The organism is Pseudomonas sp. MG-9, from assembly GCF_018729515.1.
Lineage (GTDB): Bacteria > Pseudomonadota > Gammaproteobacteria > Pseudomonadales > Pseudomonadaceae > Aquipseudomonas > Aquipseudomonas serboccidentalis.
Genome location: NZ_JAHHZH010000006.1, coordinates 147,960 through 172,666 on the forward strand (window position 1 = coordinate 147,960; position 24,707 = coordinate 172,666).

The following is a 24,707-nucleotide window of genomic DNA, read 5'->3' on the forward strand; positions in this document are numbered from 1 at the left end:
CGTCCAGCCCACTGCGTCCCCTATCCGCAGCGGGTTGGGCGGGGCTTTTTTTGAAGCAAAAGATCGCAGCCTGCGGCAGCTCCTACAGGGAAAACGCATTCCAACTGTAGGAGTTGCCGCAAGCTGCGATCTTTTGACTTTGCCCTGCCCATCGCCAACCTCACCTACGCTTAGGTAGGATGCCCCTCTATCCCCGCGAGGTTGTGCGACATGTTCATCGGCGTTTTGCTGGTCATCACCTGGCTGGTCCTGTTGCTGCGCTATCCGGCCAAGGCTGTACCGGTGTCGGTGGCTGCCGCCGTTGGCTTGGGGCTGGTGGCGGTCTGGGTGGTGTGGCTGGACAACCGCGAGCTCAAGCAACTGGCGCGTCTGGAGATGCGCATTGCCTACGCCCCTGAACAGTGCCCGGCAGATCGTCCGCTGCAACTGAAAATAAAAAACGGCAACGACGTCCCGCTGACCGAACTGCGCTGGCGCATCGCCGCTTACGCGCCCGGTGACACTGTCAACCTGGCCGACAACCAATACACCGCGCCGCGCTATCGTGGCCCCGGTGAATTGCAGGCCGGCGGCAACTGGGAAGATTGCTTGCCAATGCCACCACTGCGTCCCGGTTATCGTCCGCAAACCCTGGAGTTCCGCGCCGAGCGTTTGCAGGGCAGTTTCTCCGACTGATCCCCTCCCTTAACTTTCTTGCACAAGGAATGCGCCATGCCCGTTGCGTTGATCACCGGTTGCTCCAGCGGCATTGGCCGCGCCCTCGCTGATGCGTTCAAAGCCGCCGGCTACGAGGTCTGGGCCAGTGCGCGCAGGGCCGAAGACGTCTCGGCCCTCGCCGCTGCCGGGTTCACGGCGATCCAGCTGGACGTCAATGACAGCGTGGCGCTGGAACAGCTTGGTGAGCGGATCAACCAGCAACACGGTGGCCTTGATGTGCTGATCAACAACGCCGGTTACGGCGCCATGGGGCCGCTGCTCGACGGCGGCGTACCGGCCATGCAGCGCCAGTTCGAAACCAACGTATTCTCGATTGTCGGCGTGACTCGCGCACTGTTCCCGGTGCTGCGCCGGGCCAAGGGCCTGGTGGTGAACATCGGCAGTGTGTCTGGGGTTTTGGTCACGCCATTCGCCGGCGCCTACTGCGCCTCGAAAGCCGCCGTGCATGCCCTGAGCGATGCGTTGCGCATGGAACTGGCGCCGTTCGGCATTCGCCTGATGGAAGTGCAGCCCGGGGCGATTCAGTCGAGCTTCGCCAAGAATGCCGGGCATGAGGCGGAGCAGTTGATCAACGAGCAATCGCCGTGGTTTCCGTTGCGTGAGGGGATCCGCGCGCGGGCCAAGGCCTCGCAGGACAAACCGACGCCGACCAGTGAGTTTGCCGCGCAACTGCTCAAGGCTGTGCAACAGGACAAGCCGCCGCGGTTGATCCGCATCGGGAATGGCAGCCGGGCGTTGCCGTTGCTGGCGACACTGCTGCCCAAAGGGTTGCTGGAGTCGACGTTGATGAAGCGGTTCGGGTTGCGTGGGAAGCTCTGAGACCGAGGCGCCCCCATCGCGGGCAAGCCACGCTCCCACAGGGTTTTGCGGCGTACACAGATATCCAGAACGACACAAAAACCTGTGGGAGCGTGGCTTGCCCGCGAAGAGGCCGGAACAATCACTCGAGATCCTCAGCCCCACCCCTTCATGAAATCAATAAACGCCCGCACCTTCAGCGGCAAATGCCGGGTATCCGGGTACAACGCGTAAACACCCTGTTGGGCAAAACGGTAATCGGCCAGCAAGCGCACCAAACGCCCGGCCTCCAGATCATCCTGAATCAGCCACTGCGGCAAAATCGCCACGCCTTGCCCGGTCAACGCAAACGCACGCAACGTCGCTGAGTTGTCGGCGACGATGGCGGTGGTCCCCGGTTTGGGCTGGTAGACGTGCTCGCTGCCGGCCGGGTCGGTGACCGTCATTTCCGGCACTCGCCCATGCCCCAGCGTCGGCATCGACTCCAGCGTCGCCAGCGTGGCCACCGGCGTGAAGCGCTCGACCAAACCTGGCGCCGCCACTGCAAACACTTCGAACGTCGACAACTGCACCGCCCGCAGATTGGAGTCGTGCATGCGGCCCAGGCGGATCGCCATGTCAAAGCGCTCTGAGATCAGATCGGCATGGGTCGAGGACGTCGACAGGTGGATGTTCAATTGCGGCTGTTGCTGACGAAACACCTCCAGCGCCGGCACCACTTGGGCCAGGGCAAATTCCACGGTGGTGGTGATGCGCAATGTGCCCTTGAGTTGCGAATGCTCGGAACGCGCTTCCTCGATCGCCAGTCGCGCTTCGTCGAGAGTGCGCAAGCAGCGGCGATAAAAGCGTTCGCCGGCATCGGTCAGGGCCAGTTGTCGGGTGTTGCGCGTGAGCAACGTGACGCCCAGTTCCTCTTCCAGCCGTTTGAGGTTGAAACTCACCACTGCCCGGGTCTGGCCCAATGTATCGGCGGCGGCCGTCAGTGACCCGGCCTCCACCACGGCTTTGAACGTGTCAAAACGGTCCAGGCTGACCATCGTCACGGCACTCTCTGTCAAAATAATTTTGACAAACTAGCAGGCAAACCAGCGTTTTCCTAACGCCACAAGCGCCCTAACCTGCACGCCTCATCACAGGGAAGCTGCCATGGCCTATCGCTCGAAAGTCGCGCTGGTGTATTTGTTCGGGTTCGCCCTCGACTTGCTGAACATGTTCGCCGCCAGCATTGCCTACCCGGACATCGCCCGAGAACTACAGGCATCGGTGACGCAATTGGCGTGGATCACCAACGCCTACATGCTCGGGCTGACGCTGATCATTCCGATGAGCGTGTGGCTGGCCGCACGCCTGGGCGAGCGCCGGCTGATCCTCGGTTCATTGTTGCTGTTCGGGATCGCTTCGGGTCTGGTGGCCCAGTCTGGCTCGATTGAAAGCCTGATTGGCTGGCGCCTGCTGCAAGGGCTCGGTGGCGGCTTGTTGCTGCCGGTCGGTCAGGCCCTGGCGTATCGGCAATTCCCGGCGGCACAACGTGCGCACCTCACTGGCGTGGTGCTGTTGGTGGCGCTGATGGTGCCGGCCCTGTCACCGGCGGCGGGCGGCCTGATCGTCGAGGCGTTGTCGTGGCGCTGGATTTTCTACCTGAACATGCCAATGGCGCTGTTGGCTTTCGCCCTGGGCTTGCTGTGGTTGAAAGCCGATCAACCCACCACGGAACGCCCGACGCTGGACATTCGCGGCCTGCTGCTGGCGGTCTCAGCCCTGAGTCTGTTGCTGATTGCCGTGAGCCTGGCGAGCGCCTCCGCGACCCGTCACCTCGCGGGCGGCGTCTTGCTGCTCGGTGCCTTGACCTTATGGCTGTACCTGCGCGATGGCTGGCACAAACCCGACGCCGTCCTCGACCTGCAACTGATCAAAAGCCCGTCGCTGCGCCTGGCGATGCTGATCTACCTGTTCGTGCCCGGAGTCTTTACCGGGACCAACATGATTGCCGTGCTGTACCTGCACGACCTCGGTGTCGGCGCGGCGCAAACCGGCGCGCTGATGTTGGCCTGGGCCGCTGCCTCGGGCGTGGCGATCATGCTCGGCAAACGCAGTTTCAATCGCATCGGCCCCAAGCCGTTGCTGATCGCCGGCATGCTCCTGCAATGCCTGGGCATTGTCCTGCTGATGCGCATCGAACACCCCGCCGCTGCGCCGCTGATCATCGCCTACGCGCTGATGGGGCTGGGCGGCAGTCTGTGCAGCGTCACCGCGCAAACCCTGGCGTTTGTCGGCATCGCGCCGGAAAAAATGGGCCACTCCAGCGCCCTGTGGAACATCAATCGCCAACTCGGTTTCTGCCTGGGTGCGGCGCTGCTCAGCTCACTGCTGGGCGCACTCGGCGGCAACGGTTTTCACTACTGCTTTTTCGCCGCCGCACTGCTGACGCTGTTGCCGATGGTCGCCGTGCTGCGTTTCGATGCCACCCACGTGCTCGCCCTGCTGAGCTCACCTCCCCTTCAGGAAAAATCCACATGACTGACTACCAAGAATATTTTGACGAAGTGATCCAGGCACATGAGGCCATCGAACAGTGGTTTGCCGTGGAGCAGGATTCGGCCGAACTGGAGCGCTTGCTGAGCCGCTTCTCGGCGGACTTTTCCATGGTCACACCGCTGGGCCGGGCGCTGGATGTCGCAGCCTTGCGCGCACTGTTTCAGGCGGCGGGCGGGAAGAAGTCAGGCTTCAGTATCGTGCTCAGTGAGCTGCGTGTAATTGCGCTGCATGAGCGCGGCGCAACGTTGAGTTACCGCGAGCAGCAGACCGATGCGAGCGGGTTGCACACGGATCGGCGCTCGACGGTGGTGTTTGAAAAAAACGAGGCCGGGCGGGTGCTGTGGCGGCATTTGCAGGAGACGTTTTGCCAAGGCTGACGCGATCCCTTTGTGGCGAGGGAGCTCGCTCCCGCTGGGCTGCGCAGCAGCCCCAATACCTGCCCCCAACCCTGTCAGGCAAACCGCGCAGTCAGATTTTACGACTGCTACGCAGCCGAGCGGGAGCAAGCTCCCTCGCCACAGGTTTACTCTCCCGTGTCCTGCTTCACCACCACGGTGCAGGTAATCCCCGCCGCCAACAACACACCTTCCGGCACTTCATCGATGTGAATCCGCACCGGCACCCGCTGCGCCAGGCGCACCCAGTTGAAGGTCGGGTTCACATCGGCGATCAGCTCGCGGCTTTCCGGGTTGTCGCGGTCGTAGATGCCGCGGGAAATGCTTTCTACATGGCCCTTGAGCACTTCGCCGCTCATCAGTTGCATGTCGGCCTTGTCACCCTCGCGCACGTGCGGCAGTTTGGTCTCTTCGAAGAAGCCGTAGACCCAGAACGAGTTCATGTCGACCACGGCCATTTTCGCCTCGCCGATGCGCGCGTAATCACCGCGATGCACGTTGAGGTTGGTCACGTAGCCGTCCACCGCTGCACGTACTTCGGTGCGTTTGAGGTTGAGTTCGGCGGCTTCCAGTTGCGCTTGCGCGTGTTGGTAATCGGCCAGCGCAGCGTCGGCGATGTTGCTGGCGTCGTCGCGGTTTTCCTTGGAGATCACCAGGTTGTCCATATCGGCGCGGCGATGCGCGTTGACCTTGCGCATCTCCCACGTCGACTTGCGCGAAGCGACCAGCGACTGTGCCTGTTTGACCGCGATACGGTAGTGCTCGGGGTCGATCTGCATCAGCAAGTCACCCTTCTTCACCAACTGGTTGTCGCGCACCGGCACGTCGATGACTTCACCGGTGACGTCGGCCGCGACGTTGATGATGTCGGCGCGAACGCGCCCGTCGCGGGTCCACGGGGTGTTCATGTAGTGCTCCCACAACGTGCGGCCGATCCACAGCGCCAGGGCCAGCACCAGCAGGGTCGCGAGCAGGCTGAAAAACTTTTTCATCAGGGCCTTCTTCAGAGATAGAGAGTCAACGGTAAACAGTCAGCGCCATGGCGCCGAACAAACAGGTAAACAGGCTCAGGCGCAGCAGCGCCGGGTGCCAGAAGAAGCGGTACAGATCAAACCCCGAGAGGAACCGGTCCAGCGCCCAGGCCAGGGCCGCAGCGACAAAAAACATCAGGGTCATGGTCGGCATGTACACGCCGTGGAAGGCAATTTCACGAGGCATGGGCAAGTCCTTCGGGCTTGGCGACGGCATAGGCGGCGAGCGGTGATTGCGGGTCGAGCAACGAGGTGCGGATGAAGTGCAGGTAGCTCTTCACCCGGCGCAGGGCCGAGGTATCGAAGTGCGGCGCGAACGGCTCGTCGGTCGCGGCAACCCGGCTGATCGCGTGATCGACCGCCACCAGTGCGCGCTCCAGATTGCTCTGGTTCGGTTGCAGAAACAGTCGCACCAGCGCCCGGCCCATCACGCGGATCGCCTGACGCCACGGCTGCGATTCGGCATACGCCGGGTGCACCGGGAGAATCGCCTGTTCCTTGCGCAGCTCGATAATCGCGTGGCCGACTTCCAGCACCACGAACATCCAGCGCAGCAGCTTCTTTTGCACGGCAGGCTGCCCGGCGGCGAGCCCGTAAGCCTGATGCAACAGGTCGCGGGTGCGGCTCTCGAAACTCGACGCCAGGCCCTTGAGCTTGCCACTGATCGCGTAGACCACCTGGCCGCGCAGATCCTGCTCCAGCCGCTTCCACAACCAGCGACTGTTCGGCGGCAGAATGATTGCCCCCGCCGCCGCGCAGACCAGCATGCCCATGACCATGGCGATGTAGTCGTTGATGAAGGTGTAGGGGTTGTAGACGGTCAGGTTGTCCGGCACCGAACCGGTGCTGAAGAAGATCAGCAGACCGAGACCGACCCCGGCGTATTGCGGCCGCGAAGCGAGAAACGAACCGAGCACAATCACTGGCGCCAGCATCACGCACAGCAGCGGGAAACCATCGATCCACGGGAAGATGAAAAACATCTCGACGAAACCGATCAGTGCCCCGAGGAAGGTCCCGCAAGCCATCTGGAACGCCATGCGTTTCGGGTTCGGTGTGGCGGCGGACAGGCCCACGGTCGCCGCAGCAATCAAGGTCATGGTCGCGCCACTTGGCCACGCGGTGGCGACCCAGTAACTGCCCAACACAATCAGGATGAACGAGGCGCGAATCCCCGAAGCGGCGGCGGCCCACCAGTTGGTTTGCGGGGTAAACGGCTCGTCCCAGCGCTCGCGTTCGTGGCTGTGATCGGCCAGCGAGGCGTGGGTCTGGGCATAACTGTGCAGGTCGTCGACGAAGCGATAGAGCAGTTCGTAGGCGGTGTGAAAATCCAGTTGCTCGGCTTCACTCGGACCGGTTTGCTGGAAGGTTGCGCGCAGGGTTCGCACGCGAGTCGGCAAACCTTCCTTGTAGGTCGCCAGCGCCGTCGCCAGACGCGCAGCGTCCGGGCTGGTCAAGGCGCGGCCACTGAAGCCGTCGAGCACTTCGGCCAGATCCTGCAGGCCCGGTTTGATCGCGGCCACCACGTGTTCTTCACCGTTGCCGCGCAGGCGCTCCAGCAACTGATGCAAGGCGTTGAAGCGCGTGGTGATGCCCATGAACTCGCTGTTCAAACGACTGAGGCGACCGTTGCGCCGACGCATGTGCGGGTCTTCGAACACCGTCACGCTGCGCAGCCCTTCCAGGCCCACCGCTTCGGCGATGAAGCGCACGTTGTTGGTCTCGAAGGCGTCGGCCTTGCTGCGCCCACGCAGGCCATCGGTGACGAACAGGGCAAACACACCGAAGCGTTGATACAAGGCGTTGCGCATCGCCGCACTGGCGGTTTGCGGCAGGATCGCGGCACTGACCACGGTCGAGCAGAGAATCCCCAGCGAGATCTCCAGCACCCGCCACACAGCGGCCATGAACGCCCCGTCCGGATGTGCCAGCGCCGGCAGCCCGACCATCGCCGCGGTGTAGCCGGCGAGGACAAAACCGTAGGCGCGAAAGTTACGGCAGCGCGCGGCACCGGCCGAGCAGATACCGACCCAGATCGCCAGCGAGCCAAGGAACAGTTCGGTGTTCTGCGCGAACAGCGCGATCAGCGTAACCATCATCGCCGACCCGGCCAGGGTGCCGAGGAAGCGATAGAAACTCTTGGCGAACACATGGCCGCTCTGCGGCTGCATGACGATGAACACGGTGATCATCGCCGTGCGCGGCTGCGGCAATTCCAGACGCATCGCCAGCCACAGGGTGAGAAACGCGGCGAGCAATACCTTGAAGATATACACCCAGGTCACGCCATCGCTGCGCGCCCAGTCAAACAAACCCCGACGCCATTCCAGGGAGTAGAGCCAGCGTATTGGTGCGGGCAAGGGAGTCATTTGGTCTTGCTCAATGAATTGGCACGGAATAATTGCGCAGCGGATGCAAAAACCTGTGGTGAGGGAGCTTGCCCCCGTTGGGCTGCGAAGCGGCCCAAAAATCTTGTGAGCGCTGCGCACTCAAGCGGGGGCAAGCCCCCTCGCCACAGAGAAACAGTTGCCTGGTAGATGGGGTTCACCGCAGGAGAACCGGGGTTTTCGGGGCCTGGGTTTTCTCGGCAGCGGGCACATCGTTGCCAGCCCCGAGGCCGCCACCCAGCGCCGTCACCAGCTCGGCATGCGCACTCAACCGCGCCGCCTGCACCTGCTGCTGCACTTGCTGCTGCTTGAACAGCAAGGTCTGCGCATTGAGCACGTTGAGGTAATCGGTGAGGCCACGCTGATAGGCGATCATCGCGATGTCGTAGGTCTTCTGCGCGGTGGCCACCGACTCGGCGGCGAAGGCTTGCTGCTTGTCCATCGACTCGCGGCGGATCAACTGGTCGGAGATGTTCTTCAGCGCATTGACCAGCGTCTGGTTGTAATGCGCCACGGCAATGTCATACCCGGCGGACGCTTCACCCAGTTCGCTGCGCAGACGCCCACCGTCGAAAATCGGCAAGGAGATCGCCGGGCCGACGCTGTAGTTGAGCTTCTTGCCGGTCAAAAACTCCAGCGCTCCGCCGCCGGTGGCCATGTAGCCGAGGCTGCCGACCAGATCGACGTTGGGATAAAACCCGGCGTGCGCCACATCGATGCCGCGCGCCTGCGCCGCCACCTGCCAGCGACTGGCGACCACATCCGGCCGCTGACCGAGCAACTCCGCAGGCAATGCCGACGGCAGTTTCAACGCAGCCCCCAGCGCCAGGGTCGGCCGCTGCAACTGCGCGCCGTCGCCCGGGCCTTTGCCCGCCAGCGCGGCGATCTGATTGCGGCTGAGGGCAATTTCTTCGTCCAGCGCATCCAGTTGCCGATGGGTTTCCGGCAATGGTGTTTCTGCCTGACTGACTTCGAAGTGCGTGCCGATGCCGCCGTCCAGACGCTTCTGCGCGAGGTCGAGAATCTGCTGTTGCTGCTTGAGCGTCGCGGCGACGATGTCGCGCTGGGCGTAATGCAGCGACAGCTCGATGTAGGCGCGCACGATGTTGTTCTGCAATTCCAGCTGCGCCAGCCGCGCTTCTGCAGCGCTCATGTGCGCCAGATCCACTGCCCGTTCGGTGGCATTGCTTTCGCGGCCCCAAAGGTCGAGGGCGTAGCTGAAACCCAGCGCGGCGTTGTTGTCCCAGGTGGTGCTGTTGGCCAGCTTGCCGGGGCCGTAGAACTGGTCGGTCGGCCAATTGTGGCGCTTGAGCGTCGATTCACCATTGATCTGCAACGACTCGGCCGCTTCGGCGATACCGGCCATCGCCTTGGCCTGACGCACCCGCGCAGCGGCCATGGCCATGGTCGGGCTGCCCTGCACGGCGAGGTCGATCCAGTGATTGAGTTGCGGGTCACCGTAGGCTTGCCACCATTGCGCGGTGGGCCAGTTGGCGTCTTTGGCGGCGTGGGCAATCGCGTCATCGGTAGCCAGCGTATTGGCCTCCAACGCTTTGCCCTGCGGGGCAATTCCTCCGGTACCGATGCAGCCGCTGAGACCCAGGGTGATAGCCAGAACACTGAGCGGCAAAAGCGCTCTGTTGATGCGACGCGGCACAGCTGCAAATTCCTGAAAGGGATAAACCGGGGGACTGGTGTAGGAGCTGCCGAAGGCTGCGATCTTTTGATTTTGCTGTTCACAATCAAGATCAAAAGATCGCAGCCTGCGGCAGCTCCTACAGGGAACGGCGCAATTCTAGGTGGGTGCCTTTGTGGCGATAAGCTGGGATTCCTGTGAATCTTTGTTACCGTTAGCGAGATAATCCCTTGGTCGGGGGTCTCAGCCCCTGAAACTTCGTGTCACAATTTGCCATCTCCCTTGAGAGCACCCCATGGACACATTGCAAAACATGCGCGCCTTCAGTTGTGTGGCCGAAGCCGGCAGCTTCACCGCCGCCGCCGTGCAACTCGACACCACCACGGCCAACATCTCGCGCGCGGTCTCCAACCTGGAAGCCCACCTGCAAACCCGCCTGCTCAATCGCACGACCCGGCGCATCGCCCTGACCGAGGCCGGCAAGCGCTACCTGCTGCGCTGCGAACAGATCCTGGCCTATGTCGAAGAAGCCGAAGCCGAGGCCAGCGAAGCCCACGCCCGCCCCGCCGGCCAGCTGAAAGTGCACACCATGACCGGCATCGGCCAGCACTTCGTGATCGACGCCATCGCCCGCTACCGCAAGACCCACCCGGACGTGACCTTCGACCTGACCATGGCCAACCGCGTGCCGGACCTGCTCGACGAGGGCTACGACGTGTCCATCGTGCTGGCCACCGAACTGCCGGACTCAGGCTTCGTCTCGCAACGCCTGGGCATCACCTACAGCATCGTCTGCGCCTCCCCGGCCTACGTGAAAGCCAACGGCTGCGCGCAAAAGCCCAGCGACCTGCTGAACCACGCCTGCCTGCGCCTCGTCAGCCCGGTGATCCCCCTGGAAAAATGGGCCTTCAACGGCCCCGACGGCCAGGAAATGGTCACCATCAACAGCTCGCCCTTCCTGGTGAACTCCGCCGACGCGATGAAAACCGCAATCATCAGCGGCATGGGCGTCGGCGTGCTGCCGGTCTACGCCGCCATCGAAGGCCTGCGCAACGGCACGCTGGTGCGGATGATGCCGAACTACCGCTCGCAGGAACTCAACCTGTACGCGATCTACCCGTCGCGGCAATACCTGGATGCGAAGATCAAGACGTGGGTTGAGTATTTGCGCGGCTCGTTGCCGGAAATTCTCGCCGCCCATCAAGCCGAACTGGCTGCTTACGAATTAAGCGGCAGCCTCGCTGGAGCCCGAGTCGCCAACTGACCTTAAACACACTACGAAACCTGCAGGAGCTGCCGCAGGCTGCGATCTTTTGCCCTTGATGTTTAAAAATCAAAAGATCGCAGCCTACGGCAGCTCCTACAGAAGCGGTGATTTGAGGGGAGTTTTCCGACAGGTTTTGACGGTTGTGGGTTGGAAGTGGGGTGGATAGGCTCAGGGGGTCGTTGACGAATCAGCGACCGGACTTGGTCGTCCGGGTTTAGAATGGCGCACTTTTCAAGCTTGCTTAATGGCGAGCTGTGCGTGGGAGGGCCTTGGCCCTGCCGGGTTTCCATTCCCTGGTCGACCAACCTGCGTACGGTTCGCCACCCTATTGCTTGGTCGCAGTACGTGGCGAACTCCACATCCCGAATGGAGCTTCACCATGATCAAACCCACACCCAATCCGCCCGAAGCGGACTGCACTTCCCCCTACGAATCCCTCGACTCAAAAAAGCTCCACGACGCCGCCGAGCGCGCGCTCGACCACTACCTCAAACCTTCCGCCACTACCCTCAAATTCCACAAACCGAGCACGATGTTTCAGGTTGCCCCTGATATGGATAACGAGAGCCTGCTGGTTCATGCCTGCGAATCACTGGCCTCGGCGAGCATCATGACCAGCGACATTGCGGCCTACGTCGATCCGCCGCAGCGGCACACCCTTCTGGCGATTCAGCAGATCATCATGCTGGCGGAGCTGGCGGTGAATCGGGTGCTGGATAATGTGGAAATCAGCCAGTCTGCAGCACACAGCTAAACCCCTGAGGGAGCGGTGGGTCAGCAAATACCTGCGTTGAATGACACACCGCATTCGCGAGCAAGCTCGCACAGTTAGATTGGGTGCAGGCAGTTGGTGATTGGTCGGCTGACAGGCCGCCATCGCGAGCAGGCTCACTCCTACAGCTGGATTGGGTGCAGGCAGTTGGTGCATCCGCTTCTCACCACTCAACAGGATGAGCGCAAGCTCGGCTGCAGCTCTTGATCTTGCCGTACCGGCCCCTTCGGCAGGCTGAGTGGAGGGGTTCATCCGGGGGTGGGAGCGCAGCGACCGTTTGGCGAAGCCAAACACATCGAGAGGAGGTGCAGCGAAGCAAACCGTAGGCGATGCCCCCGGATGAACCCCGTAACGAAGGAACCCGAGCCACGGCGAGGGCCGAACGCCGGGGCCCAGCGTTTTGGTTACTTTTGGGCGTCTGCAAAAGTGACTCGCTGTAAGAGCGAAACCGCCAGCCGCCACACCCGCAGAAACGGATATACACCCAAAACCCCAAGAACCTGGTCGGCCCAGAGGCCGCCAAGACAAGCCAAACCCCACAAAGAAATGTTAGCTTGCTTGGCAATAAAGCCCCGAAGCCCGAGCCCCAGCCCAATGAAAAAAACAGTCCTGGCCTTCAGCCGCATCACCCCCCCAATGATCGAACGCCTGCAACAGGAGTTCGACGTCATCGTTCCCAACCCCAAAAACGGCGACATCAACGCCCAATTCAACGAGGCCCTGCCCCACGCCCACGGCCTCATCGGCGTCGGCCGCAAACTCGGCAAAGCCCAACTCGAAACCGCCACAAAACTTGAAGTGGTCTCCAGCGTCTCCGTCGGCTACGACAATTACGACCTCGACTACTTCAACCAACGCGGCATCATGCTCACCAACACCCCCAACGTGCTCACCGAAAGCACCGCCGACCTCGCCTTCGCCCTGATCATGAGCAGCGCCCGCCGCGTCGCCGAACTCGACGCCTGGACCAAGGCCGGCCAATGGCAAGCCAGCGTCGGCGCGCCACTGTTCGGCTGTGACGTCCACGGCAAAACCCTCGGCATCGTCGGCATGGGCAACATCGGCGCCGCCGTCGCCCGACGTGGCCACTTCGGCTTCAACATGCCGATTATCTACAGCGGCAACAGCCGCAAGACCGAACTGGAACAACAACTCGGCGCACAATTTCGCAGCCTCGACCAGTTGCTGGCCGAAGCCGACTTCGTCTGCCTGGTGGTGCCGCTCAGCGACAAGACCCGCCACCTGATCAGCCACCGCGAACTTGCCCTGATGAAGCCCGGCGCGATCCTGGTCAACATCTCCCGTGGCCCGGTGGTCGATGAACCGGCGCTGATCGAAGCGCTGCAAAACAACCGCATCCGTGGCGCCGGCCTGGATGTCTACGAAAAAGAACCGCTGGCCGAATCGCCCCTGTTCCAGCTGAAAAATGCGATGACATTGCCGCACATCGGCTCCGCCACCCACGAAACCCGCGAAGCCATGGCCAACCGTGCCCTCGCCAACCTGCGCAGCGCACTGCTCGGCGAACGCCCGCAGGACCTGGTCAATCCGCAAGTCTGGCGAGGCTGAAAAAACGGGCAAGCACCTCATCGGCACTTGCCCGCTTAAATTAACCCCTTGGCCAACCGTTACATACCTTGCAACTCAAGCCTCAACTAAAAACACAACACAGAACATTAAACTCTCCAGACTTATCGACAGCACGATAAACATTCTGGAGAAACCCTTGAACAACCTGAACATCCAAAAACTCATTCGCTACAGCAAAGTTACCCTGATGGCTTACATAAGTTTTTTCGGCTTGCTGGTGATGTACAGCAACTTCACCGACTACGCGTCAAACTATACATATGTCGGTCACATCCTCAGCATGGACACCACCCAGACCAACCCCAACATCCGTTACCGTGCAATCGAGTCACCGATACTGCACCACCGGATCTACTGGTTCATCATCACCACGGAAGTGATCTGGACCACGTGCTGCCTGGTCGGCACCTACCAGCTTCTACGCAAGATAAAAGCTTCAGACAAAGCCTTTCACGATGCCAAGAAGTTTTCGATTATTGGTTTATTGATCGCGATCTTTGTTTATTACATCTGCCTGCAAGTCATCGGCGTCGAATGGTTCGACATGGACACATCGCAAGTCTGGAACGCCAAGGACTGGGCGCGGCACATTGTTGACTTCATCTTACCGGTATTGCTTTACATCACATTGAAAGTCGAGCGCTGAATGTTCAGCGCTCGCGGATTTCACGCCAACTTTCCTTGAGGAGGCAACACCGCCCCCTTGGATTTACGAAACACCAATACATTGCCAAACATCACCAATACCAGCCCAAGCAGCGCCGGCACCGTCCACTGATACCCTTCGGCAAACGCCGACACGTTCAGCGCCACCACCGGGAACAGCACGGTGCAATACGCCGCACGTTCCGGCCCCATGCGCCCGACCAGCGTCAGGTACGCGGTGAAGCCGATCACCGAACCCGGGATCACCAAATACAGCAGAGCGCCGACGTAGCGCGGCGACCAATCCATCTCGAACGGAATGCCTTTGAACAAGCACCACACCGACAACATTGCCGCGCCATAGGCCATACCCCAGGCATTGGTGGTCAACGGTTTCAGGCCGGCCTTCTGCTGCAGGCTCGACAACATGTTGCCCGCCGAGAAACACAACGTGCCACACAGCGCCAGCGCCAGACCGAGCAAGGTCTGCGGGCTGGCGTGATGACCGGCCAGTTCCGGCCAGAACAACATCCCCAGCCCGAACAAGCCGAGCGCCCCGCCCATCAGCACGTTGCGCGCAATGCGCTGGCCGAAGAACACCCGTGCATTGAGCGCGTTCCACAGCGTTGCCGTGGAAAACACCACCGCCACCAGACCGCTGGGAATCCACTGGCTGGCGGTCAGAAAGCACATGAAGTTGACGCAGAACAGGCACAAGCCCTGCGCCACGCAGATCAGATGCCCTCGGCGATTCATCGGCTGCAGCCGGCGACTGAGCAGCAACAGCACGAACAGCACCAGCGCGGCGAGACCGAAGCGATAGACGATCGACACTGGAATCGCCACCACACCCAGTTGCCATTTCAGGGCAATCCAGGTGGTGCCCCAGATCAGCACGGTCAGCAGATACAACGACAGATTCATGGCAAACACTCCTTGATGCGGCAACGCTGAGCGCTTCTGTGGCGAGGGAGCTTGCGCCCGCTTGAGTGCGCAGCACTCGCAAATCTGCATTAGCAACCCAGAATTTTGGGGCCGCTTCGCAGCCCAGCGGGAGCGAGCTCCCTCGCCACAAGGTTTTGCGCTGAATTGAAGATCAGGGTGCGGCAGCAGGGATCGGGGCGCTTGCAAAATCTTGCGCTTTTGTCGCCCGGCAGGCTGGCAGCGCAAAGGCTACGGAGTAGGATGCAAGGCGTTGGAGAGAACCGAACATGGCCGCTATCGATACCCTGCAAGTCTTTCAAGCCCTCAACCGCTCGCCGAACGCACGCCTTGTGCACAGCGCCGAACTCGGTGACGGCTTGTCTGCGGCCCTGTGGACCAACCACCACGACGCCCAGGAATACGAAGCGCCGAGCCATCACACCCTGTCGTGCTACATCGCCGGCGGCACCGGGACCTTTCGCCGTGACCAGCCTGGCCACAAGGGTGGGCCGGACAAGTTGTGCATCCTGCCGGCCGACCACCAATCGGGCTGGGTGATCAATGGCGATATCCGCCTCGCGCATCTGTATTTCAGCGCCGAGCAATTTGCCTTGGGTTGCGTCACTTTGCTCGATCGCGAGCCGCGAGAAATGCAGTTGCGCGAGCAGACCTTTCTCGAAGACCCGCAACAGGCGCGGCGCTTTCGGCAGTTGCTCACGCTGAACTGGGACGAACCGGCCGAGCGCTTGCTGACCAGCAGCCTTGCACACGAATTGCTCAGTCATACCCTGCTCAGCCAGGTCGGTGCCCGTCAGGGTTTGCGCCTCAAGGGCGGGCTGGCGCCCCACCAGCGTCGGCAATTGGTAGGGTTCATTGACAGTCATCTGGCCGAACCGATCAGCCTCGGGCAACTGGCCGGGCTGTGCGCGCTGTCGGAATACCACTTTGCGCGGATGTTCCGCGCCAGTTTCGGCTTGCCGCCGCATCAGTACGTGCTGGCGCGCCGCTTGAGCCGGGCGCGGGAGTTGTTGCGCGGGACGGCGTTGCCGCTGGGAGAGATTGCGCTGGCGTGCGGCTTTGCCAGTGCCAGTCATTTCACCAACCGGTTTCGGCAGGTGCTGGGCGGGACGCCGGGGGAATATCGACAGGCGTTTTTGCGTTAGCGCCAGATCAAAAGATCGCAGCCTTCGGCAGCTCCAACAGTTGGAATGCGTTCCTCTGTAGGAGCTGCCGAAGGCTGCGATCTTTTACGGTTCCGGGTCAGAACTCCAACGTGCTCGACAACGAAATCTGCCGCGAATCACCCATCGACACAAAGAACCGGCTCGCCGCCGAGGTGTAATACGTGCGGTCGAACAGGTTCTTCACGTTGAGCTGGAACTTGACCTTCTGCCCCTCAAGCTTGGTGTCGTAAGTGGCGAACGCATCGGCCACGGTGTAGCTCGGCAGGTCGAAATCATTCACCGCGTTGCCCGCGCGCTCGCCGACATACCGCGCCCCGGCGCCGACCCGCAATTGATCGCCACCGATCACGCTGCCGAAGTCATACACCGCCGACAATGAGCCGCTGTTCTTCGCCACGTTTTGCAGGCGATTGCCTTGGTACTCCGGGTCTTTGGTGACCTCGGCATCGGTGTAGGCATAGGCGCCGATCAGGCTCCAACGATCACTGAGTTGACCGGTCAGGTCCAGTTCCAGACCCCGGGAACGCACTTCGCCGGCGGCGCTGTAGATCGTGGTCGGACCTTCGGAGTTGGCCACCAGCACGTTGCGTTTTTTGATGTCGAACAGCGCGATATTACCGGTGAGACGCCCCGGCATATCCAGGCGCGCGCCCAGCTCCCACGACTTGGCTTCTTCCGGCGCGATACTGCCGTCGAGCACGGTGCTGCTGCCGCCGAGCGGGGCGATGGTCGAGTTGGGTTTGAACGATTCGGTGTAGCTGCCGTAGAACGACAACTCATCGGTGTAGCGATACACCAGGCCGGCACGCGGCACGAACTTCTGCCCGTTGCTGTCGGTGTTGGCCTTGAACGGTACGCCTTTGCCGGCGTACTGGTCGTACTCCTGGAAGCGCCCGCCGGCGACCAGAATCCACTGGTCGTTGAGGTGAATGGAGTCCTGCAGGAACACCGAATCGCTGCGCAGCAGATCGGTTTGCGCGCTGTCGGCCGGGCTGACCGTGGTGCCTTCGACTTCGCGGCCATACACCGGATTGACGTAGCTGAAGGTGCTCAGGCTTTTCTGGCGGATCAGGTCGGCGCGGTAGATCTTGCGGTACTCGTCGTCGACGCCGAACACCAGGTCATGTTGCATGCCCAGCAGGTTGACCTTGCCTTCGAGGCTGGCGGTAGTGAAACGGTCAGTGCTGATCGCCCCTTGCGTGCCGTCCATGCTGCGGGTCAGCGTGCCTTTCCTGGTGTCGATGGCGGTCACGCGGACCTGGCTGGCGTCGTAGGTTTCGCGGTTCCAGCTGTAGCCGAAGTGGGCTTTCCAGTTGTCGTTGAGTTCGTGGTCGGCCTCGAAATGGTACAGGTCGGAACGGCCTTCCATGTCGTTGAACGGCTCGTCCAGACGCTCGTTGCGCGAGATATCCAGCGGGTGGTTGGTGCGTGGATCGATCACCGTGCCACGGTCGAACGGCGTGAGAAACTCGCGGTGCTCGTAGCCGAATGACAGCTTGGTGCGCTCGCCGAACCAGGCCAGCGACGGCGCGATCAGCGTCTCGCGGTGGGTGCCGTAGTTGCGCCAGTAATCTTCGTCTTCGTGATCGAGCACCAGCCGATAGGCCAGCCCGGATTCACCCAGCGCACCGGTGCTGTCGAAGGCGCCGCCGCTGCCATTCTTGCCGTCGCCGTAGGTCGAGCCGCGCAGGGTCAGGGCGTTGTACTGGGTCAGTTCCGGTTTCTTGCTGACCAGGTTGACCACGCCGCCCGGGTCCTGAATGCCGTACAACAACGACGCCGGCCCCTTGAGCACTTCGACACGATCGACTGTCGCATTCATGCCGCGGCCCTGCACGATCGGCATGCCGTCACGCATGATCGAGCCGTTGCGGTTATCACCGAAGCCGCGGGTCATCACCGAATCCTGAGTGCTGCCCAAGGTGTTGCCCTGGGTGATGCCGCTGACGTTGGCCAGCGCATCGTCGAGATTGCGCGGGGTCTGATCGCGGATCACCTGGGCCGGGATCACGTTGACGGTCTGCGGGATTTCCTGCAGCGACGCAGAAGAGCGCATGACCGAACTGGTTTGCGGCGGTTGATACGTCATCGACTCGTCGCGGGTCGAGGTGATGGTGGTGGCGCCGAGATTGAGCGCGCCTTCGGTGGGTTGCGGTTCCAGCGCCAGGGTATGGCTGTCGGTGCGACGGAAGGTCATGCCGGAGCCGCTGAGCAGGCGTTGCAGCGCTTGTTCGGCACTCATCTGACCGCTGACGGCCGGGGCGTTGAGGCCGTACGGCGCTTCATCGGTGTAGACCACGCTTTGCCCGGTGACGCGGCTGAAGTCGCTCAGGGCTTGCGGCAGCGGTTTGGCACTCAGGGAAAAACTGAACTGCTGTTGCGCCGGGCTGCTGACGGTTTCAGCGGCGAGCGCCACGCTCATCGGCAACAGCGCCAATGCGGAAAAACTCAACGCCGAAACGCCCAACCATTGTTTGACCGAACCCGATTTTGCCCTGGACTTCATTGCTCAATGACCTGTGTAGAACCGCAACGGATGCGAATGACTCGCAGTTTCAGTCACTACACGGATGGGGCTGGGGTTTACCTCACTACAATTTTGAAAAAGTTTTTCAGAAGCAAAAGATCGCAGCCTTCGGCCGCTCCTACAGAGGATCGCATTCCAATGTAGGAACTGCCGAAGGCTGCGATCTCTTGACGTTGATCAGCGCAAAATAATCAGATGCCCGAGAACCTGATGCTGCTCAAACCCCATCACCCCTTGCAGCGAACTCAACACAGCCTGCGGATCCTTGCTCGGAAAACTCCCGCTGACCTTGCGCGCCGCCAGCTCATCATTGAGCAACACAATCCGCCCCGGGTAATAGCGCCGCAAATCCTGCACCACATCGCCCAGCGTCGATTTGTAGTAACTCAGCCAGCCCTGACGCCAGGCCAGTTGCGCTTCGCTGTCCACTGCATGCAGCTTTTCGGCGCGGCCCTGCCCATAAGCCACTTGCTGGCCAGCCGTCAGAATCTGTTGCTGCGCGTTGCGATCCGCCGTCACGCCAACGCGCCCGGACAGCACCGTGACCTGCGCGCCCTGCGGTTGCAGACGCACTTCAAACTGCGTGCCGAGCACCCGCGCCTGGCCTTTCTCGGCCTCGACCACAAAGGGATCGCCGGTATGCGTCACGCTGAAAAAACCGGCGCCACGACGCAACTGCACATGCCGCTCGCCATGGCTGAAATCCACGGCGATGGCGCTGTCGGCGTCCAGCGTGACTTGCGATTGATCGGCCAGGGTCACCGTGCGGATTTCCCCCGGTGCCGAAACGTAATCGGCGCCCAGATCGTCGATCCAGCGCTGCGGCTGCCAACCCGTGCCGAGGCTGATCATCAGCAACAGGCACGCGGCCATCGCCAACGCACCCGACCAGCGCAACAGCGCTGAACGACGCGGACGATCCATCGCATTGAGGTAGCCCTGCAACGCCAATGCGTCTTCAACGGCCAGGGCGCGCGCCGGGCTTTCGCTCAATTCCCACATCACCTGCGCCTGGGCATAGGCCTCGGCGTGGGCCGGATCGGCGCGCAGCCATTGGCTGAACGTCAGTTGATCGCCCGTGCTTGGGCGGTCGTGCAACAGGCTCAGCCAGGCGAGCGCGGCCTGTTCCTGAGCGGGCGTCGGAGCGACGCGGTCGGTGGGCTTCACGGTGCTTTCCCTGGCAGGCGTGGCGCGGGTTCGCGCAGGCTGGCCTTGCAGGCCTCGAGGGCGCGCATCATATGTTTTTCCACAGCGCTTTGGGACAGGCCCATGGCCTTGGCGATGTCCGCGTATTTGCGTCCGTGGATGCGATTGAGCAAAAAGATCTGCCGGGTGCGCTCGGGCAAGGCGCGCAACGCCGCTTCGACATGGCGCAAATCATTGCCCGCTTCGAGCGCGGCCTGCGGTTCGCTGCCGTGGCTGTCCGGCTCGTCCGGTTGCCAGCCCTCGTTGACCCGCACTCGCGTGCCTTCGCTGCGCAAATGATCGATGGCGATGTTGCCGGCGCAACGCAACAGGTACGTGCTGAGTTCTTCGACCTGCACCAGCGGCCGACGCCAGAAGCGCAAGAACAGATCCTGCACCAGATCCGCCGCCGTGGCCCGGCAACCGACGCGCCGGTTCACCAGCGCTTCCATCTGCGAACGCTGCGAGAGGAACACCTGGAGAAAATGCGCACGCGCCCCGTGCGGCTCGTCGTCGCGGGATTCCGGAGGATGACCGATCAGCATCTCAGCATTGCACTCATGCTTTGGCGCAAACCCTCTTTCATGCGTACCCCAGGCCACGCGCGGCACCGGAAGCCGTCGCCAGGATCACGCTCGGCACCAGCAACCCGACCCACGCCGACCACGCGGTGCGACAGGCAAAACACCAGAGCACCGCGACCAGATAGACCAGAAAGGAAATGGTCATGCCGGTCACCACCGCTTCGGCACGGCTCAACGGCAGCCACAGCGTCAGGGCGACACTGGCCAGCGCCGCGACCAGATAGCCGCCAAACACCGCCGCCAGCACCCGCGAAGTGACGGCCAGACGATAGGACATGGGAAGTGAGGCGAGTTTGCCTTTCATGTTTCGACCCTGAAACGAAAAAACGTCCGACCGACAAGCCGAACCCACAGGCGAGCAATATTAATGATAAATATTCTCATACGCAAAAGCATCTGATTGCCGGGTGGCCTTCTCCACCCCTACAATGCGAACAGTTCTTGTTCTCTAACGCATGCTGCATGCGCCTGGAGTAATACCGTTGCCGTCCGCCCATCCCGTCGAATCGCTCTACCACGACCACCACCGTTGGCTCACCGGCTGGTTGCGGCGCAGACTCGGCTGCCCTGAGAGCGCGGCGGATCTTGCCCAGGACACCTTCATCCGGGTGCTGAGCGCCCGCGAACCAGCGGTGATCATCGAACCGCGCGCCTTCCTCACCACCCTTGCCAAACGCGTGCTGTTCAATCATTACCGCCGCCAGGACCTGGAACGCGCCTACCTCGAAACCCTGGCGCAAATGCCGGAAATGCTCGCGCCTTCGGAAGAAGACAAAGCCATCATCCTGCAAACCCTGATTGAGCTGGACCAGTTGCTCGACGGCTTGCCGCATCTGGTCAAACGCGCCTTTTTGCTGGCTCAGGTCGATGGCCTGACCTATCCGCAGATCGCCACTGAATTGAACATCTCGGTGGCCACGGTGAAGCGTCATTTGAACAAGGCAGCGATGCGCTGCTACTTCGCGCTATGAACCGCGTCCCGGACTTCTCTGCGCCAGTGGCCGAGCAGGCCGTGCACTGGCTGATGGAAATGCAGCAGGGCACGCTCTCCCCACGCCAGCAACAGGCCTGGCAGCAGTGGCTGGATGCGCACAGCGAGCATCGTCGGGCGTGGGAACACATTCAGCGGGTCAACCAGCGCTTGCGCGGTGTGTCTTCGCCGCTGGCACACGCAGCGTTGAACGGAGCGAAATCCGCCAGCCGTCGGCAGGCGTTGAAACTGCTGCTGATTCTCGGCGCCGGTTCGGCCGTCACCTGGGGCCTGCGCGAGCACAATCCGCTGCCGTCGCTGCTCGCCGATTACCGCAGCCCGGTGGGTGAACGACGCAAGGTCGCGCTGGACGCCAGCAGCCAGTTGCAACTCAACACCGCGAGTGCGGCGGACGTGGACAGCACGCAACGACTGATCCGTCTGCTGGAAGGCGAGATCCTCTTGAGCACCACGCAAGCGTTCGAAGTGCGCACGGCACAGGGCATTCTGAAAACCCGGGCGGCACGCCTCAACGTCCGGCAATTTGCCGATCGTACGCAGGTGGCAGTGTTCGAAGGCCAGGTCGAACTGAACGCCCACGGGCGCGCACCGATGTTACTGCCCGTCGCCCGTCAACTGAGTTTCAGCTCGACATCGATCAGCGAAGCCAGGCCGCTGGATGCCAACAGTGGCGCCTGGGCCGAGGGCATGCTGATCGCCGCGCACATGCGCCTGGGTGACTTCCTCGATGAGCTCGGTCGGTATCGTCGCGGGCAGCTGCATTGCGACGCGAAAGTGGCTGACCTGCTGATCTCCGGGACTTATCCACTGGACGACAGCGAGCGGATTCTTGATCTGCTGCAAATCAGTTTGCCGGTGAAAGTGCGGCGCTTTACCCGCTATTGGGTGAGCGTCGAAGCGCGGGTTTAGAAGCAGGATCAAAAGATCGCAGCCTGCGGCAGCTCCTACATTGGCTCGGTGTACATCCTGTCGGAGCTGCCGCAGGCTGCGATCTTTTGCTCTCGAAAAATAAATGAGCCGTTTTTCAGATCTGGCGTGACAGAGAAGGAAAGCCCCCTTGATTCAACCTTCTCAGGATCACCCTTCATGCACCCGACCCGCCTCACACCCCTGGCCCGCAGCCTGCGCCATCTCGTTCTCGGCGCCAGCCTGAGCTTCAGCGCCCTGCCCGTCCTGGCCGCCGAAGCCAAGGCCTACCACATCGCCCCGGCGCCGCTGGAAAACGCCCTCAACCAGTTTGGTCGTGAGGCCGGCGTGCTGATTTCCTTCGGCTCGCAGATCACCCGCGGCGTGCAAAGCCGAGGCCTGGAAGGCAGCTACACCGCCGCGCAAGGTCTCGACGCACTGCTCGAAGGCACCGGCCTGCAAGCCCGTGCCGAGGGCAACAATGCCTTCAGCCTGCAACCTGTGGCCGACACGGCGCTGGAGCTGGACACCTCGAAAGTCGTTGGCGACTGGCTCGGCGATGCGGCGCAGGTCAACGTGTTCGAGCATCCGGGCGCCCGCGACGTGATCCGCCGCGAAGACTTCGAACGCCAGGGCGCGACTCAGGCGCGGGACGTGCTCAACCGCATCCCCGGTGTCAACGCCCCGGAAAACAACGGCACCGGCAGCCACGACATGGCGCTGAACTTCGGCATCCGTGGCCTCAACCCACGGCTGGCGGCGCGCTCCACGGTGCTGATGGACGGCATTCCCGTGCCATTCGCCCCTTACGGTCAGCCACAGTTGTCGTTTGCGCCGATCAGCATGGGCAACATGGATGCGGTGGACGTGGTGCGTGGCGGCGGCGCGGTGCGGTACGGCCCGCAGAACGTCGGTGGCGTGGTCAACTTCGTGACCCGCGCCATCCCGGACGACCCGACGGTCAAGGGTGGTTTCCAGACGGAAACCAGTCAGTCGTCGAGCCATGACGGCTTCAAGACCAGCGCCAACCTGCTCGCCGGCGGCACCAATGAAAATGGCCTCGGCGGCGCGCTGCTGTACTCCGGCACCCGTGGCGGTGATTGGCGTGAGCATAGCGACACCGAGATCGACGACCTGATCCTCAAGGGCAAATACCAGCTCGACGAGGCCAACAGCTTCAATGCCATGGCCCAGTATTACGAAGGCAAGGCCGACATGCCCGGCGGCCTCAGCGTCGCCGATTACGACGCCGATCCGTACCAGTCGACGCGCCTGAAAGACCAGTTCTGGGGACGCCGGACGATGTTCAACTTCGGCTATCGCTATCAGGAAGATCGCCGCGAATTCACTGCCAACACCTTCTTCACCAAGACCCTGCGCAGCGGTTATCTGGATCAGGGCAGCTTCCTCTCGCTGTCACCGCGCGAGTATTGGGTGCGCGGTTTCGAAACCCGTTTCGCCCAGGGCTTCGACCTCGGCCCGAGCAGCCACGAAGTCGGCGTCGGCTACCGCTACATCAACGAGGCCGGCCACGAGTTGCGCTATCGCACGCCGATCAGCAGCAACGAATACCCGACCACCAACAGCCGCAATGATCGCGATACCCGGGGCGGCACCGAGGCCAACGCATTCTTCGTCGACGACCGCATCGACATCGGCAAATGGACCATCACCCCGGGCGTGCGCTACGAGATGATCGAGTCGCAGCAGACCAACAATCTGACCAACGTCAAATACAAGGGCGACTACAACACTGCGCTGCCCGCATTGAACGTGCTGTATCACCTGAGCGACAGCTGGAATCTGTACGCCAATACCGAAGGCTCGTTCGGCAGCGTGCAATACAGTCAGATGCCCAATCGCGTGAGCAGCGGCGAAGTGAAACCGGAGAAGGCCCGCACCTGGGAACTCGGCACCCGTTATGACAACGGCGCACTGCGCGCGGAAATCGGCGCGTTTCTGATCAACTTCGACAACCAGTACGAAAGCAACCAGACCAACGATTCGGTGATTGCCCGTGGCGAGACCCGCCATCAAGGCATCGAGACCAGCGTCAATTACGCGCTGGACGACTTGAGCCCGGCACTGGCCGGTTTCGATGTGTACGCCACTTACGCCTACGTCGACGCGAGCATTCGTGAAGACGGGCCGAACAAGGGCAATCGCGTGCCGTTCTCCTCGAAACACAAAGGCACGATTGGCGTCGGTTATACCGAAGGGCCGTGGAAGCTCAACGTCGACAGCAGCTTGCAGAGCGACCAGTTCGCCGACAACGCCAACACCTCGACAGAAAGTGCCGACGGCAGCACCGGCAAGATCCCGGGCTACATGCTGTTCAGCAGCCGCGCGGGGTACGACTTCGGGCCGCAATTGTCGGATCTGAATGTGGCGGTGGGGGTGAAGAACATCTTCAACACCCAGTACTTCACCCGTTCGTTCGATGACAACAACAAGGGCAAGTACGTGGGTGAGCCGCGCACGGTGTATGTACAAACGTCTGTAGCTTTCTAAGGTATACGTCACCCACTGTGGCGAGGGAGCTTGCTCCCGCTCGGCTGCGAAGCAGCCGTAAATCCTTGGCTGTTAATGCCGTTGCAGGTTTTGGGGCCGCTTCGCAGCCCAGCGGGAGCAAG

Annotated in this window: 22 protein-coding genes; 12 read left to right on the forward strand and 10 right to left on the reverse strand. The window is 61.9% G+C overall.

The genetic code is table 11. The annotated features are described in order from the left end of the window. Positions 1 to 210: 210 nt before the first annotated feature. Together KKQ10_RS17240 and KKQ10_RS17245 are read left to right on the forward strand one after the other, a co-directional pair. Complete coding sequence (locus tag KKQ10_RS17240; protein WP_215501771.1) at positions 211 to 675, forward strand: multidrug transporter; 465 nt, start codon at positions 211 to 213, stop codon at positions 673 to 675. A gap of 36 nt (positions 676 to 711) precedes the next feature. Next, complete coding sequence (locus tag KKQ10_RS17245; protein ID WP_215501772.1) at positions 712 to 1,536, forward strand: SDR family oxidoreductase; 825 nt, start codon at positions 712 to 714, stop codon at positions 1,534 to 1,536. 134 nt (positions 1,537 to 1,670) lie between these two features. On the opposite strand, the gene KKQ10_RS17250 is transcribed toward KKQ10_RS17245, so the two are convergent. Then, on the reverse strand, positions 1,671 to 2,552 hold the full coding sequence (locus KKQ10_RS17250; protein ID WP_215501929.1) for a LysR family transcriptional regulator: 882 nt from the start codon (positions 2,550 to 2,552) through the stop codon (positions 1,671 to 1,673). A gap of 109 nt (positions 2,553 to 2,661) precedes the next feature. Here KKQ10_RS17250 and KKQ10_RS17255 point away from each other — a divergent pair, with 109 nt between their 5' ends. Both KKQ10_RS17255 and KKQ10_RS17260 read left to right on the forward strand, forming a co-directional pair. Continuing rightward, positions 2,662 to 4,032 carry an MFS transporter gene (locus tag KKQ10_RS17255; protein WP_215501773.1) on the forward strand — a complete coding sequence of 457 codons (1,371 nt, stop codon included), beginning with the start codon at positions 2,662 to 2,664 and terminating at the stop codon, positions 4,030 to 4,032. Next, positions 4,029 to 4,427 (forward strand): DUF4440 domain-containing protein, encoded by a 399-nt coding sequence (locus KKQ10_RS17260; RefSeq protein ID WP_215501774.1) that lies wholly within the window; start codon positions 4,029 to 4,031, stop codon positions 4,425 to 4,427. The genes KKQ10_RS17255 and KKQ10_RS17260 overlap by 4 nt, the downstream gene beginning before the upstream one ends. A 146-nt stretch (positions 4,428 to 4,573) precedes the next feature. On the opposite strand, the gene KKQ10_RS17265 is transcribed toward KKQ10_RS17260, so the two are convergent. The 4 genes from KKQ10_RS17265 to KKQ10_RS17280 all read right to left on the reverse strand — a co-directional run bounded on the left by KKQ10_RS17265 (position 4,574) and on the right by KKQ10_RS17280 (position 9,520). Further along, positions 4,574 to 5,437 carry an efflux RND transporter periplasmic adaptor subunit gene (locus tag KKQ10_RS17265; protein WP_215501775.1) on the reverse strand — a complete coding sequence of 288 codons (864 nt, stop codon included), beginning with the start codon at positions 5,435 to 5,437 and terminating at the stop codon, positions 4,574 to 4,576. 25 nt (positions 5,438 to 5,462) lie between these two features. Then, positions 5,463 to 5,663, reverse strand: a complete 201-nt coding sequence (locus KKQ10_RS17270; RefSeq protein WP_003221811.1) for a DUF1656 domain-containing protein — start codon at positions 5,661 to 5,663, stop codon at positions 5,463 to 5,465. Then, entirely contained in the window at positions 5,653 to 7,845 is a 2,193-nt protein-coding gene (locus KKQ10_RS17275; protein WP_215501776.1) for an FUSC family protein, read from the reverse strand. Before KKQ10_RS17275 ends, KKQ10_RS17270 begins: the two co-directional genes overlap by 11 nt. 175 nt (positions 7,846 to 8,020) lie before the next feature. Continuing rightward, the gene (locus KKQ10_RS17280; RefSeq protein ID WP_215501777.1) at positions 8,021 to 9,520 is read right to left on the reverse strand and encodes an efflux transporter outer membrane subunit; all 1,500 of its coding nucleotides are present in this window, start codon (positions 9,518 to 9,520) and stop codon (positions 8,021 to 8,023) included. Positions 9,521 to 9,794: 274 nt separating this feature from the next. On the opposite strand from KKQ10_RS17280, the gene KKQ10_RS17285 reads away from it, so the two are divergent. The 4 genes from KKQ10_RS17285 (at position 9,795) to KKQ10_RS17300 (ending at position 13,774) form a co-directional block, all read left to right on the forward strand. Continuing rightward, positions 9,795 to 10,763: a LysR family transcriptional regulator gene (locus tag KKQ10_RS17285; protein ID WP_215501778.1), complete on the forward strand. Its 969-nt coding sequence runs from the start codon at positions 9,795 to 9,797 to the stop codon at positions 10,761 to 10,763. Between the two features lie 382 nt (positions 10,764 to 11,145). Continuing rightward, a complete protein-coding gene (locus KKQ10_RS17290; RefSeq protein ID WP_127651089.1) occupies positions 11,146 to 11,520 on the forward strand; it encodes a DUF6124 family protein in 375 nt (124 codons plus the stop codon). Between the two features lie 612 nt (positions 11,521 to 12,132). Beyond that, on the forward strand, positions 12,133 to 13,107 hold the full coding sequence (locus tag KKQ10_RS17295; protein WP_215501779.1) for a 2-hydroxyacid dehydrogenase: 975 nt from the start codon (positions 12,133 to 12,135) through the stop codon (positions 13,105 to 13,107). A gap of 157 nt (positions 13,108 to 13,264) precedes the next feature. Then, positions 13,265 to 13,774, forward strand: coding sequence for a DUF2165 family protein (locus KKQ10_RS17300; RefSeq protein ID WP_215501780.1), 510 nt, complete (start codon positions 13,265 to 13,267; stop codon positions 13,772 to 13,774). A 20-nt stretch (positions 13,775 to 13,794) separates the two neighbouring features. Here the strand turns inward: KKQ10_RS17300 and KKQ10_RS17305 are convergent, their stop codons facing one another. Continuing rightward, complete coding sequence (locus KKQ10_RS17305; RefSeq protein WP_215501781.1) at positions 13,795 to 14,697, reverse strand: DMT family transporter; 903 nt, start codon at positions 14,695 to 14,697, stop codon at positions 13,795 to 13,797. A gap of 287 nt (positions 14,698 to 14,984) precedes the next feature. Here KKQ10_RS17305 and KKQ10_RS17310 point away from each other — a divergent pair, with 287 nt between their 5' ends. Beyond that, a complete protein-coding gene (locus KKQ10_RS17310) occupies positions 14,985 to 15,860 on the forward strand; it encodes an AraC family transcriptional regulator (protein WP_215501782.1) in 876 nt (291 codons plus the stop codon). Between the two features lie 97 nt (positions 15,861 to 15,957). Here KKQ10_RS17310 and KKQ10_RS17315 read toward each other — a convergent pair whose 3' ends face one another. The 4 genes from KKQ10_RS17315 to KKQ10_RS17330 form a co-directional block, all read right to left on the reverse strand. Further along, positions 15,958 to 18,387: a TonB-dependent siderophore receptor gene (locus tag KKQ10_RS17315; RefSeq protein ID WP_215501783.1), complete on the reverse strand. Its 2,430-nt coding sequence runs from the start codon at positions 18,385 to 18,387 to the stop codon at positions 15,958 to 15,960. A 198-nt stretch (positions 18,388 to 18,585) separates the two neighbouring features. Then, positions 18,586 to 19,575, reverse strand: coding sequence for a FecR family protein (locus KKQ10_RS17320; protein ID WP_215501784.1), 990 nt, complete (start codon positions 19,573 to 19,575; stop codon positions 18,586 to 18,588). Further along, positions 19,572 to 20,138, reverse strand: coding sequence for an RNA polymerase sigma factor (locus KKQ10_RS17325; protein WP_029977467.1), 567 nt, complete (start codon positions 20,136 to 20,138; stop codon positions 19,572 to 19,574). Before KKQ10_RS17325 ends, KKQ10_RS17320 begins: the two co-directional genes overlap by 4 nt. A gap of 37 nt (positions 20,139 to 20,175) precedes the next feature. Further along, positions 20,176 to 20,481: a DUF3649 domain-containing protein gene (locus tag KKQ10_RS17330; RefSeq protein ID WP_127651097.1), complete on the reverse strand. Its 306-nt coding sequence runs from the start codon at positions 20,479 to 20,481 to the stop codon at positions 20,176 to 20,178. Positions 20,482 to 20,659: 178 nt separating this feature from the next. Here KKQ10_RS17330 and KKQ10_RS17335 point away from each other — a divergent pair, with 178 nt between their 5' ends. The 3 genes from KKQ10_RS17335 (at position 20,660) to fecA (ending at position 24,585) form a co-directional block, all read left to right on the forward strand. Beyond that, positions 20,660 to 21,148, forward strand: a complete 489-nt coding sequence (locus KKQ10_RS17335) for a sigma-70 family RNA polymerase sigma factor (RefSeq protein ID WP_215501785.1) — start codon at positions 20,660 to 20,662, stop codon at positions 21,146 to 21,148. Next, a complete protein-coding gene (locus KKQ10_RS17340) occupies positions 21,145 to 22,077 on the forward strand; it encodes a DUF4880 domain-containing protein (protein ID WP_215501786.1) in 933 nt (310 codons plus the stop codon). Before KKQ10_RS17335 ends, KKQ10_RS17340 begins: the two co-directional genes overlap by 4 nt. A 177-nt stretch (positions 22,078 to 22,254) precedes the next feature. Continuing rightward, positions 22,255 to 24,585, forward strand: a complete 2,331-nt coding sequence (gene fecA, locus KKQ10_RS17345) for a TonB-dependent Fe(3+) dicitrate receptor FecA (RefSeq protein ID WP_215501787.1) — start codon at positions 22,255 to 22,257, stop codon at positions 24,583 to 24,585. Positions 24,586 to 24,707 lie beyond the last annotated feature (122 nt).

Bases quoted from the DNA above. Each gene is read 5' to 3' on its own strand.
- KKQ10_RS17240 (WP_215501771.1), top strand. From the start codon at position 211: ATGTTCATCGGCGTTTTGCTGGTCATCACCTGGCTGGTCCTGTTGCTG.
- KKQ10_RS17245 (WP_215501772.1), top strand. From the start codon at position 712: ATGCCCGTTGCGTTGATCACCGGTTGCTCCAGCGGCATTGGCCGCGCC.
- KKQ10_RS17250 (WP_215501929.1), bottom strand. From the start codon at position 2,552: ATGGTCAGCCTGGACCGTTTTGACACGTTCAAAGCCGTGGTGGAGGCC.
- KKQ10_RS17255 (WP_215501773.1), top strand. From the start codon at position 2,662: ATGGCCTATCGCTCGAAAGTCGCGCTGGTGTATTTGTTCGGGTTCGCC.
- KKQ10_RS17260 (WP_215501774.1), top strand. From the start codon at position 4,029: ATGACTGACTACCAAGAATATTTTGACGAAGTGATCCAGGCACATGAG.
- KKQ10_RS17265 (WP_215501775.1), bottom strand. From the start codon at position 5,437: ATGAAAAAGTTTTTCAGCCTGCTCGCGACCCTGCTGGTGCTGGCCCTG.
- KKQ10_RS17270 (WP_003221811.1), bottom strand. From the start codon at position 5,663: ATGCCTCGTGAAATTGCCTTCCACGGCGTGTACATGCCGACCATGACC.
- KKQ10_RS17275 (WP_215501776.1), bottom strand. From the start codon at position 7,845: ATGACTCCCTTGCCCGCACCAATACGCTGGCTCTACTCCCTGGAATGG.
- KKQ10_RS17285 (WP_215501778.1), top strand. From the start codon at position 9,795: ATGGACACATTGCAAAACATGCGCGCCTTCAGTTGTGTGGCCGAAGCC.
- KKQ10_RS17290 (WP_127651089.1), top strand. From the start codon at position 11,146: ATGATCAAACCCACACCCAATCCGCCCGAAGCGGACTGCACTTCCCCC.
- KKQ10_RS17295 (WP_215501779.1), top strand. From the start codon at position 12,133: ATGAAAAAAACAGTCCTGGCCTTCAGCCGCATCACCCCCCCAATGATC.
- KKQ10_RS17305 (WP_215501781.1), bottom strand. From the start codon at position 14,697: ATGAATCTGTCGTTGTATCTGCTGACCGTGCTGATCTGGGGCACCACC.
- KKQ10_RS17310 (WP_215501782.1), top strand. From the start codon at position 14,985: ATGGCCGCTATCGATACCCTGCAAGTCTTTCAAGCCCTCAACCGCTCG.
- KKQ10_RS17315 (WP_215501783.1), bottom strand. From the start codon at position 18,387: ATGAAGTCCAGGGCAAAATCGGGTTCGGTCAAACAATGGTTGGGCGTT.
- KKQ10_RS17325 (WP_029977467.1), bottom strand. From the start codon at position 20,138: ATGCTGATCGGTCATCCTCCGGAATCCCGCGACGACGAGCCGCACGGG.
- KKQ10_RS17330 (WP_127651097.1), bottom strand. From the start codon at position 20,481: ATGAAAGGCAAACTCGCCTCACTTCCCATGTCCTATCGTCTGGCCGTC.
- KKQ10_RS17340 (WP_215501786.1), top strand. From the start codon at position 21,145: ATGAACCGCGTCCCGGACTTCTCTGCGCCAGTGGCCGAGCAGGCCGTG.
- fecA (WP_215501787.1), top strand. From the start codon at position 22,255: ATGCACCCGACCCGCCTCACACCCCTGGCCCGCAGCCTGCGCCATCTC.